The following is a 19103-nucleotide window of genomic DNA, read 5'->3' as shown; positions in this document are numbered from 1 at the left end:
TATTGGCTACCACCAGGGTAAATTTAATATATCGATTAGATATACAGAAATATTCTTCACTGTTGCGTTGCTTAAACTATTTTTCAGAGACTGTCCAGGAGTCAGCAATGTCTTTGTTTGATGATATTGTCATAAGGGATGTTAATTGCCGTAAATACGGTCAATTACAACAGATGTACGGCACCACCGATGTATTACCGTTGTGGATTGCAGATATGGATTTTGTGACGCCAGAGCCAATCATGAGCACACTGCGTTCAGTGGTATCGCAGCCAGTACAAGGCTACAACCTGGATTATCCGCAATGGAAAGAGTCCGTTATTCATTGGTATGCGCAACAGTATGATGTCGACATAAAGCCACACTGGTTGCATTTTATTCCCGGCGTCATAAAAACTATCGTGCTCTCTCTGATGGTGTTTACCCGACCAGGTGAGAATATTTTAACCTGTACGCCAATATATGACCCCTACCATAATCTGGTAAATACCAGCGGCAGGAATTTGATTCAAACGCGCCTCATTGAGAAAGATGGTCATTACGAATTTGACTGGCATGATTTCAGCGAAAAACTCAAGCAGTGCAAAATGTTTCTTTTCCCTTCGCCGCATAATCCGGGCGGTATGGTGTGGTCGCGGGAAACGCTGGAAAAAGTAAGTCACTATTGTCAGCAAGCTGGCGTCATTATTGTCTCAGATGAAGTGCATAGTGATTTAACCCTACCAGGCAAGCACCATCTGCCGTTTTTTACTTTAGACGAAGCGACAGGGAGTCAGTCAATCGTGCTGACCTCAATCAGTAAAACCTTCAACACGGCGGCGATCCAGGGCGGAATTGCCATTATTAAAAATGATGAATTACGCCATCAGTTCTATGGTTTCCTGGATAACTGCTACCTTGCCGAGACACATTCATTACAGCAGGCGGCCATTTACAGCGCCTTTACCCATTGTGGCGACTGGCACCAAAAATTATTAGCCTACCTGGCCGACAATGTGGCGTTTGTTAAAAGTGAAATTGAAAAGCACTGTCCCTTAATCTCCATTGTGTATGGCGGCGCATCGTATCTTCTGTTTCTGAACGCGGAAAAAATGAATCTTAGCGATGAACGGCTAAGCGCATTTTTTGTGCAGGACGCAAAACTGGGTCTGTCACCAGGCGCGCAATATGGCCCGGGCGGAGAGGGTCACATGAGACTCAACGTTGGGTGCCCGCGCTCGGTACTGGTAGAAGCGATGAACCGACTGAAAGCGGCGTACCAAAAACGACAGAATGCGTAGCGCACATCACACTCTTTGCCCCGCCACGGTGGGGCAAAACTATACAAAGATGTTGCAGAACTGCTATAAAGTTTTTCCGTTCTGTCGGCTGGTGTTAAACTGGAAAGTGTGATCTTCATCATAACCTGCTTAAACAGAGAAAAGAGACACTGCTATGCAACATATCATTGAGGGCTTCCTCAACTTCCAAAAAGAGATTTTCCCTCAACGTAAGGAACTCTTTCGCAGCCTGGCATCCAGCCAGAATCCCAAAGCGCTTTTCATCTCCTGTTCCGATAGCCGCCTGGTGCCAGAACTCGTTACTCAGCAAGAGCCCGGACAGCTTTTCGTTATCCGCAACGCCGGTAATATCGTTCCGTCTTTTGGACCGGAACCCGGTGGCGTATCTGCTACGATTGAATACGCGGTTGTCGCACTTGGCGTGACGGATATCGTCATCTGCGGACACTCCAACTGCGGCGCGATGAAAGCCATTGCTGATAGCCAGCCTCTGGATCCGATGCCCGCTGTGGCTCACTGGTTGCACTATGCCGATGCCGCGAAAGCCGTGGTTGAGAAGAAAACCTGGGATAACCCAATCGATAAAGTTAACGCCATGGTGGAAGAAAACGTTATCGCACAGCTCAATAATATTAAAACGCATCCTTGCGTCGCGGTTGGGCTGCGAAATAATGCGCTTCGTCTGCACGGCTGGGTATATGACATCGAAAGCGGTGAAATCCGTACCCTGGATAAAAACAGCAAAACCTACGTTTCCCTTGCAGATAACCCGCAGGTGCATTTCGAGTAAATCGTCCACTGGAGCAAGGATGCTCTGGAGAGCTTTTACCTACTTTTGTGCTATAGACAAAAAACATGCTTGCGACTAGTTTTAAAATAGCCACTGGTGTTCTCACATCAGTTTTCGCACATTCATACAACGTTGCGACAGGTCTCATGAACTGAGCCGCAAATAGCTGTTCATACATGATGCAGGCGATAAAAAGGAGCGAGTACGAATGCAAGCAAAAATAAAAAGAATAATAAATATGTTATTCTATCATGAGTCGTGGGATATCATGATTATTAAGGATCATGGTACACACTTATTCCCGAATAATACACTGGATATATTAAGTAAATCCGCTGCACAGCAGTTAAAAAAGAAATATACGTTTCAGGCCGATCCTTTTCTTATTGAAAAAGATGATAAACTGTTTGTTTTTTATGAAGCTTTTAGCTTTCGCAACTCGAAAGGCACGCTCCGATGCCGTATTCTTGATCGTGAACTGGTTGAAATTGATGACGTGAAACTTGAAGGTTTTGACGACCTGATGTGTCATTTGTCATTTCCTTTCCTGATTAATATTAACGATCAGCTCTTCATGATTCCTGAATCATCAGAAAGAAAAGAAGTGATACTGTTTCAGTCAGTAGAGTTTCCTACGCGCTGGAAGAAAATTAAAGTTCTAATCTCTGACACCGAAGTGACAGATAACATTTTTCTTTCAATGAATGAGACCTGCTATCTTATGTCGACCACCATGGATAATAAAATAATTATTCATTCGGCAGAGCATCTCCACGGACAGTGGCAAAGAATTACTCCTGCATTGAAGGTGAGCAATCATCATCATCGGGGAGCGGGTGCGCCTTATCTTGTCGATAACAAAATGTATTTCTTAACCCAGGAATGCACACCTGAAACATATGGAAAATCTATCTACATCAAAGAATTAGTTACACTGAATGACGCTACTTTTGATGAGAATCTGATCGAACAAATCAATTCGTCGATCAACCACAGTGACGGCGTTCACACGCTAAATTTCTCAAGTAATTATATTGCCTATGATACAAAAATAAATAAGTTCAGTCTGTTGGCAATCTTTAAAAAAATATCATATAAGTGTATGATAAAATATAGAAACGTATATCTTTCCCGGCAAAATAACTGATCCACTGGATCCTTGGGTGCATTGCTGGAAAATCGCTCGGGTTTTTAGCATTTTTCTGGAGTCTGTATGGCTATTCTTGTCACTGGTGGTGCAGGTTATATTGGTTCACATACTGTTTTAACGCTACTGGAAAGAGGCGATGATGTCGTTGTCATCGATAATCTGGCGAACGCCAGCCGAATCTCGCTGGACAGGGTTGCGGAACTCACAGGAAGGGAACCCATTGTCTATATCGCTGATGTTCTCGACAGGCAGGCATTAAAAAACATTTTCGCCAACCATAACATCACTGATGTCATTCATTTTGCGGGCCTCAAATCGGTTTCCGAGTCGATAAAAGAACCCCTTGCTTACTACGAAAACAACGTCACTGGAACGCTGGTATTACTGGATGAGATGCTGGCCGCAGGCGTTAATCGATTCATTTTTAGCTCATCAGCTACGGTATACGGTAATCCGGAAAGCGTGCCGCTGAGCGAGCAATCGCGTACGGGGGGTACCACCAATCCGTACGGTACCTCTAAATTAATGGTCGAACAGATTCTGGCCGATTTCTCCCGCGCGCAGCCCGATTTCCGCATTACCTGCCTGCGCTATTTCAACCCAGTCGGCGCCCATCCATCGGGTCGAATTGGTGAGGATCCCAATGGTATCCCCAATAACCTGGTGCCGTACATCTCCCAGGTTGCGATTGGTAAGCTGAAAACCGTGTCGGTGTACGGCAATGACTATCCAACCCCCGACGGCACCGGCGTTCGTGATTATATCCACGTCATGGATTTGGCGACCGGCCATTTAGCCGCGCTGGATAGCCAGAACAAAGGCGCTGCCTACAAGGTGATTAATCTCGGTACCGGGGTCGGTTATTCTGTGATTAATCTGATTGAGGCGTTTGAAAAAGCGGCGCAGAAAAAAATAAGCTATCAGTTTGTCGACAGAAGGCCCGGCGACATTGCCGAATGTTGGTCTGACCCGTCACTGGCATACAAAGAGTTAGGCTGGAAGGCCATCTACAACCTTGATGAAATGATGCGTGACACCTGGAACTGGCAAAAAAACAACCCGAATGGTTATAACATCTGATGTACTCGGCAACGAGCCTGAGCCTCAGGCTCGTTGCAGTGACGGGCTAGTGTGCCGTTATCGTTGATACGCGATACCAGCCGCTGCTCTGCTTTCCTTCGTTGGCAAAGTTAATTCTTGCCGCCCCGGATTTATCCAGCATCGAAACCTCAATGGCGTATTGCCCTTTCGCCAGTCGACCCGGCATGGGCAATGCGTAGCTAACCTGATAAACGCCCGGGAGCCAACGTCGTATATCATCCGCCGCATTCCCCTGCGCCACCACCTTATTGGCGCTATCCACCACACGAAATGCCAGCGTGTAGGGCAGATAAATCGGTGCGATACCTTCGTTATACCAGGTACTGTTCAACCTCAACGTTTGTCCGCCGTCCCACACGGACTCATGGCTCAGAGACGCTAAGCGAAACCGATAGCCCAGTTTGGTCAGCGCATCATCAACAATCGGTCGATAATCGCTGGGTATCGCTCTCGATTTCAGGTTGATCGTGCTGGCGTGCTGCTTGACCGCCCAGTCAAAAATGCCCTGCACTTCGGCACGCGTATAGTGGAAGGTGTTCTTCCAGTCCTGCATATATGAACAGATTTCCAGACTGACCGGCGCACGTTTCCAGGTATCATTAAACCCCGAATAGCTCTGCTGTGCTGCCAGTAATCGCTGCGGGTAATCATCGGCCATATGGCTCCAGGAGTCCGAAAATACGCGCAGGTCACCCCAGCAATCCGCCCGCCATCCAGCCCCTCGCGCCACCGCATTCGCCAGGCTTTGCCCACCGCTCATCAACATTATTTTCGGCGTCGAAGGGAAGGCAGAAAAGTGCATTGCGACGTAGCGGTCTAACTGCGCGGTGGTGTACTGCTCCAACAGTGGTTTCAGATCAGGGAAATTGCTGTTATGCCATTCACCCCAGGCCCCCACCATGCCGATATCCACAAAAGCGAGATTCTCATTACCGTCGTAGCGTTTTCCGAATGCGTTCAGCAGACGCTGGCTGTACTCAATAAACAGCGGGTCGCTTAAATCCGGAATAAATGTTTTATTATCGGGCGTCCAGCTGCCTTTCACGCCTTTTTTAATCAGCCAATCGGGAATTTTGGTGCCATCCCCCGGATCGGCAAGCACCATAAACCGCAGCCCGACATTCATCGCGGGACGATGCGCTGCCGCGTATTTGAAGGCATCATCCACCAGCGCAAAATTATACTGACCTTCAACAGGTTCCAGCTCTCGCCAGTAAAATCGCTCGTATTCAAATCCGGTATTGGGATAATCCGCCAGACCCAGCGTTTCACCGTACCCCTGATGAAAACTTGCCACGCCAATCCCCGGATTGGTTAGCGGGCCCGTTAATGCTTTGGGGGTTACGGTCGTTAATGCGGACATAACCGCCAACGGAAAGGACATCAACAACAGCGCAGAAACCCATTTACACTTCATCGCAGTGACGCCCTCCACAGGTTTGTTTACGCTAGCGGTTTTTCAGGCTTAACCACCAGTCCCATATGCCTACATGAAAATTTTGAAACACATCAATACCTAATGCTGATTTGATCATATACAGCGTCAGCAATACGCAGCAGGTAACGAACAACACGGCAATCAGCAGCAAAAAAGTGAGCAATATTCTCGACAGGGTCGATTCCTGACGATGCTGCCGACGCAAGTCTCTGCCAAACAAAAAAACCAGATAATAGCGTTTACTGAAAAAGGGAAAGCTTCGACGAATATCGATCTGATGCCGCGAAGTCAGAGTCGAGGCCAGGATCGCTTTTTCCACCCCTTCTTTTTGTTCAGGGGTCAACCCTTGCGCAATCGGCTCGTCAAGATGAGCATAAAATCGTTCGATGACGGGAGGACGATTTTGAGGACTGGTCAAAATTAACCTATATCTTTATCAATTGAGTGATAGACGTTAATCGTCTTTTTGGCGATTTCATGCCAGTTATAGTTTTGCAAATATACACGATAGTCCACGCTATTGGTTGCCGCCCACTCGGTTAATTTCTCGGCCAGGCTGGTCACATCCCCCACCTTAAAATAGGCCTCGGACGGCAGTTGAACTTCGAGGTTAGCCGGAATATCACTGACGACGGCAGGAAGAGAAAATGACATCGCTTCCAGCAGCGCAATGGGCAATCCTTCATGGTATGAAGGCATCACAAACAGCTGTGCCTGCGAAAACACCGCCTGAAGCTCATCACCACGCAAGAACCCCGTCATCACAACGCCAGGGGTGTCCGCGGCAAGCTTTTTGAGGCGAATGCTGTATTCGGTCGGATGATCCGCATCGCCAATTAACACTAACGGCATGGTCAAACCACTGTGTTGATAGGCGGCGATGGCATCATGCATCCCTTTTTCTTCCACAAATCGCCCAACCACCACGAGGTAGTTTTTCGGCTGCAGCCCAAAGCGGGAGAGCGTATTGTCGATGGTCAGCGCAGATAACGACCGCGGCTCGTTGACGCCATTGTGAATTAAATGCGCATCATAGCGAGCGTGTTTTTTCTGGATCAGTTGATTAATAACCTCAGAAATCACAATCACTTCGTTGGCATATCTCACTGCCCAACGCTCACCCAGCAGCAATATTTTTTTGGCAACGAATCCCCATTTTTGACGATCGTAATCAGGTCCATGGTGGGTGAACACCACCTTCTTCCCTAACATGCGTAATAAGGGGATCACAAGCCCAGGCCCGATAGCATGGACATGCACAATATCTGAATGGTCGATACTTGTCCTAAATGCCGCTAAAACGGAATGGACAATCGCTTCCAGCGCGCGCTTTTTGGGTGCCCACAGCGCGTAGGTTTCAACTTTCTTATATAACGATCGTTTGTAATTTACATACGGCGAGCGTGCAATCACGCAAATATCAACATCCAACTGCTGCTTAATGGCAGGATATAGATTCTGACAGTGTGTCTCCACCCCGCCCAATACATCGGGAATACCACGCGTACCAAAAACCGTTATTTTTTTACTCATACTATGGCCTGCTCAGCAGTTCTTTATAGAGCGCCAGTAGAGTATCCATATGTTTACTCAGCGCATATTTTTCACTCAATCGCGCACGCCCCTGTAAGCCCATGACCCGCGCCTTCTCTGGCGAGTCGGCCAGTGCATCCAGCGCATTTGCTAACTCCTGCGCATTGCCAGGTTCGAATAAAATCCCTTCGATACCGTCACGAATTTGTTCCGGGATGCCACCGATGCGCGATCCGATCACCGGCTTGCCTAAGGACATCGCCTCTAATATCGCCATAGAACAGTTTTCATAGCATTCTGAAGGAAGGATCACTGCCCGTGCATGCTTAATAAGGTTATCGAGAGCTTCCCCTTGTTGCACATAACCTAAAAACTCAACGTCCGGGTATTGGGCGACTAATTCATCGTGCAGTGGACCGTGCCCTACAATTTTCAGCGGCGCTTTGTTCTGCATTTTCTCATGCGCCGCCAATAACGTTGCCACGCCCTTTTCACGGCTCAGGCGACCGAAGTACAGCATATAGCCCGCATCGCTTACCTCACCCAGAGGACGGCTGTCATCAACGCCATTGACGATGACATCAATGCGCGAATTCGGCAGCGTACGCAACAATACGCCACGTAAAAAGACGCTCGGCGAAACGATCACATCCAGCGCCTGGTAATTTTGCGCAATATACTGCCAGGTCGCCTCTAAAGAGAGCAGGAGGCTTTTTGAAGCAGAGCCTTCCTGGCAACGATACCTGAAGGCATTGAAAACCGTCCCGGTAATACAGGAATCACACACTTTACCGTCGCGCAGCATGGAATAGGCAGGACAGACGATCTTATAGTCATGCGCGGTCAACACCGTTTTGCAGCCAAAATTGCGGGCCACTTTAATCAACGCCGGCGTTAACTGATGGTAAATGTTATGGAAGTGGACGATATCCGGACGCTCTTTTTGTAGTAGCGCCAGCATCTTTTTGCAGGCCTGCGAATTATGAATAAAGTTAACCGCCGTTTTGAGCCCGCCCAGCAGATTGCGCTCTTGGTGGTAGTCCACATTGCTGACGAAATAATCCGCATAGTCCGAAGGGAAATTGTTCTCATGCTGCATCGAGAAATCAATAACCTGTACTCCGGCCTGTTTCAGCATATCGCGCTCTTGAAAATAAACGGTTTCCGCGCCGCCTTTAATGAAAAAAAACTTATTCACTAATAAAACTTTCATTGCGCCAGCCTTAGTTATTCATGAATGATTTTACTGTCAGGCGGAGTCAACGGATCGCGTACTGGTTTAGTCAACCCTTTAACAAGTCCCGCAGAAAGCACGGCCAGGTTCATTACGCTCTGCAATCCGTTCAATAACGATCGATTCTGCACGGTTTTCAAGATAATAAAGGCAAGCAAGGGTAGAAATGCAATATCGAAAAGTTCGAGATTGAAGGTCACCGCCGCAATAAACAAGGCAATCAGATACACAGAAAAAATCGCCTCGTTCTTAACCATTTTTAACGCTTTGCCGAAATAAGGTTTTCCCCATGCACAACGTAAAAGCTCGCCCGGTGCCTGATAGTATCCACTTTTCCAGCGGTGCTTCAGCATCTGAAAGGTCGGCATGGTATGCGAAGTATGAATAAAATACGGAATATTCAGACGGCGTAGTTTATAACCCGCATCGAGCAAACGCAGGCCAAGTTCGGCTTCTTCATAAGCGTGCAAATTACGGTTGGTGAGATAACCAATTTTCTCAATCGCAGAGCGGCGATATAACCCACCACCGCCTAAATGGTCGCTATCTCCAAGCGGATAGATTTTACTAATACGCTGCTTACGCGATTTAAATTCATAGTTAACGGCATCGTCCATTTCAACGGTTCCCGCGACACCTGCATATTCCGGCTCAGCCTGCAAAAAAGCGACAGCCTGATCCACAAAGCCCGCTTCCAGCTCCATGTCGCCGTCCATCAGCAACAGATATTCCCCTTCACTATACAGATAACCTAACTGATGCCCGACGCCGCAGCAACGATCGCCTGGGTCAGTTAAAGAGACCACGGTCACCCCTTTATCGATCGCAAGCTGTTGGGTGTTATCCGTTGACAGGCTATCTGCCACTATAATTTTATGTGGATAATCAACAAGCTGCCTGCGGATACTGTCTATCGTTTTCTCAATACATTCAGATTCATTGAGTGTTTTAATACTCACTGAAATAAACGGTTTTTGGTCCATACAATTACCCTACACAGCGAAGGACGGTTCGACGAATCACTAAACTTGATCCTAGTGATAAATAGAACAGGAATTGTAACATCGGTGTAATCATCAGTATCTGGCTGTAAGGTAAGCTAATTAAGCAACTGATAGCAAAAGCGTTAAACGCCGGTGCAAAGCTCAGCAACTGAAGATCCTGCTGGTCCAGTTGTTCAAGCGTCAGTAATGGCTTTGGCTGACAAACTTTCAGGATATAAATGAATAAGCTAATAAAAAGTAACGTGCCGATCACCCCGACTTCCCACAGCAGCATACTCAGGGAAGTCGAGTCGAGAATTAAGTTATAAATGATATTCAAAAAGCCCGGCGACACCGTACTCCCGCTGTTTGTGGCGTTGAGCCCGTAACCAAATAACGTTCCTGAAAGCCCCCACAGATCGTTATTTTTCAACCAGAACAGGAACGTCGTAAAGCGCCCTAACTCCCCGGTAGACATGATGTAGTTCGGGTCAAAGATATAGCTTAAGGAGTCGATGAAAATGCTTAACGAGCTTTTCGACGGATCGCCGCCAAACGCGGAAGAATAATAGTACGCGAGGATCACTATCGACAGGCTAATAAGCAGCAGCATGCCCGCCACAATAACCAACAGCGTTTTCAGATTAACCTTACTGACGTCTTTGACGTAGCTCGGTGAGATCCACACCCACGCGAGGAACAGAGGTGACAGCAGAATAACGAACTTCACTTCACCAATAATACATAGCCCGATCCCAAGAACAATGTGCAACGCCATGGACTTGAACGTGGTCAATCCGTGCTTATACTCAGAGACTTTTAACAACATAATCAACAGGCAAAACAGCCCCATCGCAGCAGTGTTACCCCCCCCCATGGGGTCACCGCCAAACGTGCCAACCACGGAGTCCCATTTCTCATCTTCGCCACGCACCGCAACGCGCTGGGGAACGACCAATAAAACCTGATAAATCATTACCGGGATTTGCGCGTAAAACACCCAGTACAGATAGCGCGTTGCACGGTAAATCTGCGACTCCCGGCAAAATCCCAGCAGCAAACAGATCATCACCAGTGACAATGCGATTTCATTTTTAAATGCCACAATCGCGACGGTGATCCCACCCTGAATCAGCGTCGATGTTCCGGCCAGTATCAGGAACGAAAAATACAATGCCAGGACAATCGTCTCCTGCGCATCCAGCTGCAGCGAGCCATCACGCGTCTGCATCACCAATAATCCCACCATCAACAGGGTCAGGAAAAAGGGGATCCACAGCACCGACTGCATGCCGGTAAAGTATTGCACCAGGCCACACAGGATCAGCGTGACAAAGCTAAAAACCTGTAAATAGTATCCGGTATTCAGCGTCATAGTATCACCGGCTTGTCTTTCAGAAGATTGGCTCGCTTATTCATTTTCAGATAAATGAAGGCGTAGCGAATAAATGTCAGTGAAGAAAACAGGATAACCGACGTAGCATAATCTTTATGAAAATAGGGAATGACGACAAATGCGAATAACACAATCGCCAGCTGTTCCAGTTGGATACGCAGAAAATAGCGGTGGGAACCAAAAATAAGCTCAATCACCGTCAGAGGGCTTATCGCCAGCGCCGGGAACAAATAGGGCAACATGTAGCGCGACGTCTCAATGGAGTTAATCCAGTCTTCGCTAAAGCCCAGACGCATCACTATTGGATAGAAAATAAACACCCCAAGAGTACAGATAACCCCCAGAACCAACAGTAGCATCCGTACCCTGGTATATTCCTGATAATTAAAGGTGTTATTTCTGAAGTCGATAGACCACTTGGAAAAAATAGTATTGCGCACTGCGTTGCCAATGATCACCACTGGCGCCAGGCAAAAGCGGCTAACCACGGAAAAATAACCTGCCGTCAGCGCCGAGAACCAAAAGTTAATCAACATAATCGGCAAATTACTGCTGGCCATCGCCAGCACTTCCGCACTACCGACTTTGGTAATGTGATGGATATTTTGTTTGAAAAAATGCCAGTTACTGGCAGGTCGCAAATGTCTGGCCGCCACAGAGCGAATATCAAACGAATGCAAAATACAGCTTATGGTCAGCACCATCGCCGCGCAGGCCCATGACCAATAAAACAGTTGCACCTGATGCGTAACCAGAACCGAAAGTAATACCACCACAGAGACAGAGATGCGCTGGAAAATCAGAAAACGAAAATTGGCCGTGCGCAGCGACAGGTTTTCCGAGATTAAAACCCACGCCGTCGCCAGCGTCAGCAAATAGAGAAACAGGATATTCTGGTGAAACAGCCACGCTGTCAGTACGGCGTACGGTAAGGCAATGATCGTGCTTTGGAGCAGGCAAAATACGACGTTCTGTACCAGTTCGTCGTCGTGCTGTTTTGGAATTAAAAGCTGCGATGCAAAGGTACACACCTGCGCGCCCACCACGGCGATGCTGTAATTGAGCGCATAAAGCCCCACCTCAGCCATATCGTACTTGTGCGAAATCAACCAGATAGACAGCGCACCAATCAACTGCGAGATGACTGATGAACCGGCTATCGTGGAAGCGCTCTTCAGTAGACTCATACCCGGCCTGGCGTCGTCATCAGTTGATCGGTACTGAAGTTAAGTGAACGCAGACCCTCCTGGGTTTCAAGATCTTTTTCTTCAACCGCATTGAGTACCGCGCCAATCACCACGCCGTTATTTTCCTCAATCTTATCCAGCGCGCTGGCGATGTGTCCCGCCGACTCCACCCCGGCTTTCACTATGAAAACAACCCCATCGACGGCACGTTTGATCAGTTGAACATCCTGGCTCTGATTCACAGCAGCAACATCAATAATGATGCGCTGATAATGCGATTTCAGTTCGCGCATTAAGGGTTCAACGTGCTCCGACGACAACATCAGTAAAGAAGAGATGGTGCTCTTGCCGTGCGCAATAAAGTCGAGATTATCACTGAGCGTGATCCGCGCCTGTTCAAGCTGAGTCTCTCCGCGCAGCAGCTCAGCCAGGCCTGCGGATGTGGCTGATGCCAGTTCAGAAGAAAGCCCGCCCGTATTAAAGAAATCTGCATCAATAAGCAGCGTTTTCTGGTCAAAACTAAAGGAGTTCGCTAACAGATTCGCCAACAAAGAACGCCCATCACCGTGTTCCGTCGATGCCACGGCGAGCGTTTGTAATGGACGATTATCCAGCATAATCCGGGTACGGATACCGTGCACAATATCGGCATTCAGCGGGTTCTTCAGGATCATCTCCCGCACTTGCGCACGCTCTGAGGTTCCACTAAAACGACGGATTTCGCCCAGCGGGGTAACGTTGAGGCGCTTTTTCATGCGACTCAGGCTAGCGATTGAGTTATCCATCGCCGCTTTGACAATGAAATACATGATGCTAAACACGACCACCAGCATGACCACCATCACCAACAGCAGTGATTTATTCGGCTTCGCCGGGTTTAATGCGGGAACTGCGGGATCGTATAACACCGCATCGGCATTCACGTCGGACAGCGACAGCTCCTGAGTACGCTGAAAGAGCGATTTATACAGGTCTTCCATTTTATCTAACGACAGTTTTTGGCCGTTCCAGGCATCCCGTTTTGACGCTATTTTCTGGAAGATCTCTTTCTGCTGTTCCACCTGTTGCTGATAGTTCTTTTCATCCGCCAGCGCCGCCAGATATTGCTGACGTAAGCCGACTTTCAACTCACCCAACACCCATCCGGTTTGGCTTTGGATCGACTGAACATCGGCCTCTGCTTTTAAAATGGCGGGGTTTTTTGGCCCATAAACTTTGCGCAGTTCAGACAACGTACGCTGCGCCTGAATCAACGCAATGCGCAGATCCTGAATCTGAGCGTGGTTAGAGACCGAAGGCAGCGAGATAACGCTCTCGGCGGACTTCCCTGCTCCATTCACCTCGTTATAAATGGATTCAGCGGCAATACGACGTTGGGTCGCGTCGGCCAGACGATTGGTCACGATACTTAACTGCTCGGTTTCAAAACCATCGATACCGCGAAAGGTCAACAGCCCGGCATTTTGCAGATAGCTTTCCATCTCTTCTTTTTGCTTCGCTATCGACTTCTGAATCTCTTCCATTTTTTCATAATTCAGTTCGCGGGCTTTCTCTACTTTCTGACGCTTTTGCTCCAGCGTATAGTTGATGAAAGCCTGCGCGACGCCGTTGGCGATATCAGCCGCAACCTGGGGCGAAGTCGATTCATAGGTAATAGAGGCGAGGTTCGTTGTCCGAATACCGATGACATTCAGGTTTTTCGACAACGTTTTCAGCGCCAGCTCCATTCTCAGTTGCCGACTTTCACTGCTATCAGCGCCCTGAGCATCGGCTTTTTCCCCGGTAAATGCCGGGTTTTCATCCAGCTTCATATCGCGAACGGCTTGCTCGAGCACAATTCGTGAATGCATCAACGCATATTGCGTTTCGTAGTAACCACTGCGCGTTGAATCGAAACCATCAACCTGTGGGAACGGAGAAACGTTATCGGCCTGCGCCTTAATCAGCACCGTCGCCGTTGATACATACTTTGAGGACATCATGCTGATCAACGGATAAGCCACGACCCCGGCAACGATACCGGCCAGCGCGATTTTCCAGGCGTTCTTTTTCAGCGCTTTGGCAAAGCGGGAGAATTCAACAGTGCTTTCTCGTTTTTTGCCGTTTTCCACTATTGATAGTTTCATCGTCAGAAGAACCCCATGCCAATAATCACGACATCCCCAGGATGAACAGAGTGCGTTAAATCAACATTCTCAAGTAGCTGATTGCTACCTGACAGGCGAATGTTGATATCTTGACGGTCAGCACGATCTGTAAATCCCCCCGCCTGCGCAATAGATTTCTCGACGGTAAGCCCTGGCTCATAAGCGAATCCATTCGGACTTTTCACCTCGCCAGAAACATAGTATTTACGGAACTCGGCAATACTCACCGTCACCATCGGAGTAGTAAAATAATCTCCAGTCAGGCGTTGAGTTAATTCGTTAGTCACCTGTTCAACAGTTTTATCTTTTAATATAAGAGCACCAACAAATGGGAAATTAATCTCCCCACTCTTATCCAAAATAAACCGCATCGTCATATCGGGTTGACCATGAACAGCGATATTGACAGTATCCCCTGCCCCAAGTCGGTAATCCTGCTGAACAGTAGCAGGATCGTCCATTAATCTCGGGCTGGACGTTGTGCATCCGACCATCAGGATACTGAATAGCAAAACCGCGCACAGTTCTATTATTTTCATTTTAGATCTGAACCTTAGCTTTAAGCATAATCATAGAATTATCATAACCCAACGTTCTGATGACTTCCTGATTGTCGTTGGGACCGATATAAAACGAATCAGTATCCTTATTCGAATTCAACGTATCTATTTGATATTTAATCTCAAAATTGACCGACGGTGTGTAGTCATAGCTCATGGTTACGCTAAATACCCCATCTTTATCATGCCGATCTTTATTCTGTTTTTTATAGTCTTCTGAAGTGTATGAGTAATCCAGCAAGGTAGAAAAACGGTTGCCTAACCAGAAGTGCTGGTAAGAAAGACCATACTGGGTGACTAAAATATATCCCCCAACTTCCGATGGGTCTTTAATGCTTTGCGCTGAGTGCACCGTGAAAACAGACTGTTGTAACGGCTTCCACTCCCCTTTTATATCCCAGTTTAGGCCATTAAAATCATGCGAGTTTGCGTTATTTTCAAATGTCTTGTACAACCATGAAATATTCATGTCGACATTGGTTTTTCCCGTCAACTGCGACTTCAGGCCATACAGCAAATAATACTCATTAGTGTCTTTTTCTGAGTTGTTATCATAGTGACGCTGGTTAGTAATAAAGCTATAGCGAAAACGCGTTCTGGATGTGTATTGGTCAAAAATTTCTGCCACCAGGCTATTTTCGTGCCATTCCTGTTCCTGAATGTAATTGTAGAAATCTTCACTACTCTCCTGGGCGTCGGACGTATTACCGAACGTCATTTTTTTGTATAACAGCGCCAGTTCCGCTCTCCCGCGTCCATCCGGCGCGCCATAGCTGTAGCGCAATTCATTGTTGATAAAATTCGTTGTCAGCGGAGATTTAATCCCATACTGCTCGAATTGACCCGGTAGAAAACCCTCAGTGATCCCTCGACCGCGGGATTCGTGCCCAAGCGTATCCTCCAGATTGAGTGTTAAGCCGTGCTTGAGCCCATAGCGCCAGGCACCGTTAAAACGGAAAAAATGATCGTTATAGTTATCAGCGGAATCGCTTGAGTAGTTACGATAATCACCGGAGTACATCAGTAAATACTTAGCCTGACCGCGCTCTCCGATCATACTCAAAACGGGCGCTGCGCTCTGAAACGAGGAACCGATAGCATCTCTGCTATGTGGCTGATAAGACACGTTATCATTATAACCATAGTCCACAGCGACCTTGCCCTGGAAGTCGATCCCCGCAAAGCCAATGTGTGATTTCGGTGTTAAATCAGCCCATACGGGCTGCGATATCACGATTCCGGTAATCACGAGCAATTTAGTATGCATTCTTACCGATAAATCCTTTGAAAATAGTTTTAATAATAATTTTTATATCCAACCATAAAGACCAGTTTTGAATGTACTCAATATCGTACTGAACCCTTTTTTCCATCTTATAAAGCGCATCGATTTCCCCGCGGAAACCGTTGATCTGCGCAAGCCCGGTGATCCCAGGCTTAACTTTATGGCGGATCATGTAATTTTCGACCTGTTTACGGTACTGCTCATTATGCGTAACCGCATGAGGTCTGGGACCGACAATCGACATACTTCCCTGCAATACATTGATAAATTGCGGCAGTTCATCCAGTGAGGTGCGGCGTAAGAAACTACCAAACTTGGTTACCCGCGGATCGTTTTTAGTGGCCTGAATAACCGTATCGGCGTTCTCCATAACGCGCATCGAGCGAAACTTCCAGACCTTAATTTTTTGCCCGCTAAGACCATACCGATCTTGTTTGAAAAAGACTGGCCCGCGGGAAGTGAGTTTGATTCCAATGGCAATGGCCAACATTAGCGAAGAAATCATCACCATAATGATGCTGCCAAGCACCAAATCTTCCGCCCGCTTGATAAACGAACCCGCCCCTTCAAACGGCGAACTAAAAATGCCAATAGTTTGCAGGTTGTGAATGGAGCGCAGCTTGGACATGTTGTTACTGTAGGTGTAGAAGTCAGGAACAATATACGTATCTACGGTGGTGTCTGACATCATCGCCAAAAAATGACGAATGCGTTGTAAAGCCACCATCGGTAAAGCGATGTAGATTTCGTCTATATTTCCCTGCCGGGCTTCCTCAACCAGATTGATCACCGGCCCACGAAAGGGGCTTTTAACCTTATCGACGATATCGCCACAGCGGGATAAGGCGCGCTCATCATAAAAAGCCAGATCTAATGTGATATTAGCGTATTCATCCATTAACGCGTTTTCTGCCGCCAGGCCATTGTCGGTCAGACCAATAATCGCCACGCGCATACTCTTTTTCGTTGAATATTTAAAAATGAAAAAGCGAATGTAATAAAGAAAAGGTAATGGGATGAAGTACCAGTAAATAATCGCTGAATAAAAGGGGGAAGGCAGTTTGTCTAAGTAGCCGAGAGACTCGGGTTCAGCCACCGTCATGCTGACCAGTTCGTTCAGAAAAATCGCCAGTAGCGTACAAAAAACCAACCGTTTTTGATTACGTAAACCGATCGTCTTAATCTTTTGTTGATACATTTTAATGTATTCAGCAAACAGTAAGAAAAAGACTGAGAAGAGAATACTCAGAATGGCAATGGTGTTAAATGGCGCCAGACCTAACAGATGGGCGCTAAAAATTAACGTCGCATTGATTACAATGAAATCGACCAGCTTTAAAAAGACTGGATATCCCTGGCTGCTAATCTTTAGCGATTTTTTAAGCATATCTCAGCCCATTATTTATTGATCTTTAATTGTTTTTTTCTCATTTATGTTGCTAATTATATCACAAGTCTTAAAAACGCAATGGCACACTGTCAGTAAATGTAAAAAACAATGTAATACAATGTGATGGATTTCGCACCATACAAATGCAACACAATGATTTAAATGATTATTTATTAGTGATTTTTTTTAATTTCATCCTTGAAAAACATGATTAATTGCAACATAAACGTCATTGACAGATCACAATTCATAAGCTATCAGTGGGTAGAATCACATGATGATCGCCTGACAACGGCTTAACCTTACAAAAAGCAATACTTTGTCCAAACCTCGTTGCGCTACGGCCAGTGATGAGAGTCCTGGAGAGCGACAGAAGAAATCAATAAATGTATTTATAATTCCCACCATAAAAATAACTTAGTAACACATTTACAAAGCAATGATTAGCAACCTTATTATAAATAAGGTATTTTACGAAGAGTCTGCGATTGCTTTCATTTTCACGCTCAAATTTCAAAAAAAAACGAATAGTAAAAAAATTTTAGTTTAAATAATTGTAGCAACTCCGATGAGTAGAAGCGGCAAGCATGGATTAAATTAAAACGATAGCCAATCATTGAGAAAATGCGTGTTACATATTACTAATGTCAACATTCTGCATGAACACACCTTTAACATCAGAATTTTCAGCGCTTACCAACATATCGATTTAAAATAAAGAGAAGTGAATAAATGACAGCATTAAATTTTTGTTAAAAGCAGCATAAATCAACCCAGCGAACTATTGATAACAATGTATACGCTTTTGTTAAGATATATATAAAAAACCCTCCCAAAGCCATTCAATGATGCCAAAAAATTTTGTTTACTTATTTTTCGCAAATAAATAATATCCGCCCCGGATTACTTGTTGAGCAATTTACGCACGTTAATCGTTTCTTTCAAATGAAGTCCTACATCATTTTTTGACGTTGATGAACTCCAGCTGAATCTGTGCCTCTGACAAGTACTTTTCTGGGTAAATAATAAATTTAACGGAGTTATGATGATGAAAACTGCACTTACCAGCAGTGTACTGGTCGCTTTGTTTGCCGCTAATGCTGGCGCAGCAGCGAATTACGTTACCACTGCCGCAACAGGTTCTAAAGCCACCGCGACGGTCCATTTTACCGGTGAAATTGTTGCCAGTACCTGCGTGGTGAGCACAGCAAACCAGTCAGGTAAAACAGTGGCATTGCCACAAGTTACCAACCAGCTATTTAGCGGCGCGGGCTCTAGCACCGGTAATACTCCGTTTACGTTGCAATTTAGCGGCTGTAGTGGGGTAACTGGAGGAAGCGGCTATGTGGTGGTCTTTACCGGTAAAACCCCTGGCAGTAACGCAGCACTTCTGGAAGCGAAACGTGGTTCGACTCCTGCCACCGATGTTGGCATCGAAGTGGATCAAGCGGGTCATGCCCTTAATTTCGCTTCAGGTAGTAATGAGGTGATATTAACACCAGATCATAATGGCGATGCACAAATCGATCTGGTCGCCAAATATCAGCAAATTGGCGCAGCGCTGCCTGCAGCTGGCACGATCACTGCGGATATGAATTACACCGTCATTTATAAATAACGGACGTTGAT

Annotated in this window: 16 protein-coding genes; 5 read left to right on the top strand and 11 right to left on the bottom strand. The window is 46.5% G+C overall.

Going from position 1 to position 19103, the window contains the following annotated elements; all coding sequences use genetic code 11:
* The first annotated feature begins 107 nt into the window (after window positions 1-107).
* From HVZ39_RS06225 to galE, 4 genes are all read left to right on the top strand, one after another.
* Window positions 108-1280 (top strand): PatB family C-S lyase, encoded by a 1173-nt coding sequence (locus HVZ39_RS06225; protein ID WP_181633346.1) that lies wholly within the window; start codon window positions 108-110, stop codon window positions 1278-1280.
* A gap of 154 nt (window positions 1281-1434) precedes the next feature.
* Window positions 1435-2070 carry a carbonic anhydrase gene (locus HVZ39_RS06220; protein ID WP_016154107.1) on the top strand — a complete coding sequence of 212 codons (636 nt, stop codon included), beginning with the start codon at window positions 1435-1437 and terminating at the stop codon, window positions 2068-2070.
* 208 nt (window positions 2071-2278) lie between these two features.
* A complete protein-coding gene (locus HVZ39_RS06215) occupies window positions 2279-3217 on the top strand; it encodes a hypothetical protein (RefSeq protein WP_049270986.1) in 939 nt (312 codons plus the stop codon).
* 66 nt (window positions 3218-3283) lie between these two features.
* Window positions 3284-4300: a UDP-glucose 4-epimerase GalE gene (galE, locus tag HVZ39_RS06210; RefSeq protein WP_016154109.1), complete on the top strand. Its 1017-nt coding sequence runs from the start codon at window positions 3284-3286 to the stop codon at window positions 4298-4300.
* 46 nt (window positions 4301-4346) lie between these two features.
* Here the strand turns inward: galE and HVZ39_RS06205 are convergent, their stop codons facing one another.
* Genes HVZ39_RS06205 through HVZ39_RS06155 form a run of 11 tightly spaced genes read right to left on the bottom strand, consistent with a single transcriptional unit; the run spans window position 4347 to window position 17471 of the window.
* A complete protein-coding gene (locus HVZ39_RS06205; RefSeq protein WP_181633345.1) occupies window positions 4347-5738 on the bottom strand; it encodes a DUF4832 domain-containing protein in 1392 nt (463 codons plus the stop codon).
* Window positions 5739-5769: 31 nt separating this feature from the next.
* Complete coding sequence (locus HVZ39_RS06200; protein ID WP_016154111.1) at window positions 5770-6177, bottom strand: hypothetical protein; 408 nt, start codon at window positions 6175-6177, stop codon at window positions 5770-5772.
* A 2-nt stretch (window positions 6178-6179) separates the two neighbouring features.
* Complete coding sequence (locus HVZ39_RS06195; protein WP_181633344.1) at window positions 6180-7292, bottom strand: glycosyltransferase family 4 protein; 1113 nt, start codon at window positions 7290-7292, stop codon at window positions 6180-6182.
* A 1-nt stretch (window position 7293) separates the two neighbouring features.
* The gene (locus HVZ39_RS06190; RefSeq protein ID WP_181633343.1) at window positions 7294-8505 is read right to left on the bottom strand and encodes a glycosyltransferase family 4 protein; all 1212 of its coding nucleotides are present in this window, start codon (window positions 8503-8505) and stop codon (window positions 7294-7296) included.
* A 14-nt stretch (window positions 8506-8519) separates the two neighbouring features.
* The gene (locus tag HVZ39_RS06185) at window positions 8520-9509 is read right to left on the bottom strand and encodes a glycosyltransferase (protein ID WP_016157269.1); all 990 of its coding nucleotides are present in this window, start codon (window positions 9507-9509) and stop codon (window positions 8520-8522) included.
* 4 nt (window positions 9510-9513) lie between these two features.
* Entirely contained in the window at window positions 9514-10884 is a 1371-nt protein-coding gene (locus HVZ39_RS06180) for a hypothetical protein (protein ID WP_016154115.1), read from the bottom strand.
* Window positions 10881-12092: an oligosaccharide flippase family protein gene (locus HVZ39_RS06175; protein ID WP_181633342.1), complete on the bottom strand. Its 1212-nt coding sequence runs from the start codon at window positions 12090-12092 to the stop codon at window positions 10881-10883. The genes HVZ39_RS06180 and HVZ39_RS06175 overlap by 4 nt, the downstream gene beginning before the upstream one ends.
* On the bottom strand, window positions 12089-14218 hold the full coding sequence (locus HVZ39_RS06170) for a tyrosine-protein kinase domain-containing protein (RefSeq protein ID WP_181633341.1): 2130 nt from the start codon (window positions 14216-14218) through the stop codon (window positions 12089-12091). Before HVZ39_RS06170 ends, HVZ39_RS06175 begins: the two co-directional genes overlap by 4 nt.
* 2 nt (window positions 14219-14220) lie before the next feature.
* Entirely contained in the window at window positions 14221-14778 is a 558-nt protein-coding gene (locus HVZ39_RS06165; protein ID WP_016154118.1) for a polysaccharide biosynthesis/export family protein, read from the bottom strand.
* A 1-nt stretch (window position 14779) separates the two neighbouring features.
* Complete coding sequence (locus HVZ39_RS06160) at window positions 14780-16066, bottom strand: outer membrane beta-barrel protein (RefSeq protein ID WP_181633340.1); 1287 nt, start codon at window positions 16064-16066, stop codon at window positions 14780-14782.
* Window positions 16056-17471: an undecaprenyl-phosphate glucose phosphotransferase gene (locus HVZ39_RS06155; protein WP_047499487.1), complete on the bottom strand. Its 1416-nt coding sequence runs from the start codon at window positions 17469-17471 to the stop codon at window positions 16056-16058. The genes HVZ39_RS06160 and HVZ39_RS06155 overlap by 11 nt, the downstream gene beginning before the upstream one ends.
* A gap of 1048 nt (window positions 17472-18519) precedes the next feature.
* Here HVZ39_RS06155 and HVZ39_RS06150 point away from each other — a divergent pair.
* On the top strand, window positions 18520-19092 hold the full coding sequence (locus tag HVZ39_RS06150) for a fimbrial protein (RefSeq protein WP_181633682.1): 573 nt from the start codon (window positions 18520-18522) through the stop codon (window positions 19090-19092).
* Window positions 19093-19103 lie beyond the last annotated feature (11 nt).

The organism is Citrobacter sp. RHB35-C21 (assembly GCF_013816515.1).
In the GTDB taxonomy this organism is placed as follows: domain Bacteria; phylum Pseudomonadota; class Gammaproteobacteria; order Enterobacterales; family Enterobacteriaceae; genus Citrobacter; species Citrobacter braakii.
Note: the sequence above shows the minus strand (reverse complement) of the source record. Positions and strands in the feature narration are given on the sequence as shown.

What these genes read in the sequence shown, in the direction of transcription:
- HVZ39_RS06225 (WP_181633346.1), top strand. Translation starts at nt 108, where the DNA reads ATGTCTTTGTTTGATGATATTGTCATAAGGGATGTTAATTGCCGTAAA.
- HVZ39_RS06220 (WP_016154107.1), top strand. Translation starts at nt 1,435, where the DNA reads ATGCAACATATCATTGAGGGCTTCCTCAACTTCCAAAAAGAGATTTTC.
- HVZ39_RS06215 (WP_049270986.1), top strand. Translation starts at nt 2,279, where the DNA reads ATGCAAGCAAAAATAAAAAGAATAATAAATATGTTATTCTATCATGAG.
- galE (WP_016154109.1), top strand. Translation starts at nt 3,284, where the DNA reads ATGGCTATTCTTGTCACTGGTGGTGCAGGTTATATTGGTTCACATACT.
- HVZ39_RS06205 (WP_181633345.1), bottom strand. Translation starts at nt 5,738, where the DNA reads ATGAAGTGTAAATGGGTTTCTGCGCTGTTGTTGATGTCCTTTCCGTTG.
- HVZ39_RS06195 (WP_181633344.1), bottom strand. Translation starts at nt 7,292, where the DNA reads ATGAGTAAAAAAATAACGGTTTTTGGTACGCGTGGTATTCCCGATGTA.
- HVZ39_RS06190 (WP_181633343.1), bottom strand. Translation starts at nt 8,505, where the DNA reads ATGAAAGTTTTATTAGTGAATAAGTTTTTTTTCATTAAAGGCGGCGCG.
- HVZ39_RS06185 (WP_016157269.1), bottom strand. Translation starts at nt 9,509, where the DNA reads ATGGACCAAAAACCGTTTATTTCAGTGAGTATTAAAACACTCAATGAA.
- HVZ39_RS06180 (WP_016154115.1), bottom strand. Translation starts at nt 10,884, where the DNA reads ATGACGCTGAATACCGGATACTATTTACAGGTTTTTAGCTTTGTCACG.
- HVZ39_RS06175 (WP_181633342.1), bottom strand. Translation starts at nt 12,092, where the DNA reads ATGAGTCTACTGAAGAGCGCTTCCACGATAGCCGGTTCATCAGTCATC.
- HVZ39_RS06170 (WP_181633341.1), bottom strand. Translation starts at nt 14,218, where the DNA reads ATGAAACTATCAATAGTGGAAAACGGCAAAAAACGAGAAAGCACTGTT.
- HVZ39_RS06165 (WP_016154118.1), bottom strand. Translation starts at nt 14,778, where the DNA reads ATGAAAATAATAGAACTGTGCGCGGTTTTGCTATTCAGTATCCTGATG.
- HVZ39_RS06160 (WP_181633340.1), bottom strand. Translation starts at nt 16,066, where the DNA reads ATGCATACTAAATTGCTCGTGATTACCGGAATCGTGATATCGCAGCCC.
- HVZ39_RS06155 (WP_047499487.1), bottom strand. Translation starts at nt 17,471, where the DNA reads ATGCTTAAAAAATCGCTAAAGATTAGCAGCCAGGGATATCCAGTCTTT.
- HVZ39_RS06150 (WP_181633682.1), top strand. Translation starts at nt 18,520, where the DNA reads ATGATGAAAACTGCACTTACCAGCAGTGTACTGGTCGCTTTGTTTGCC.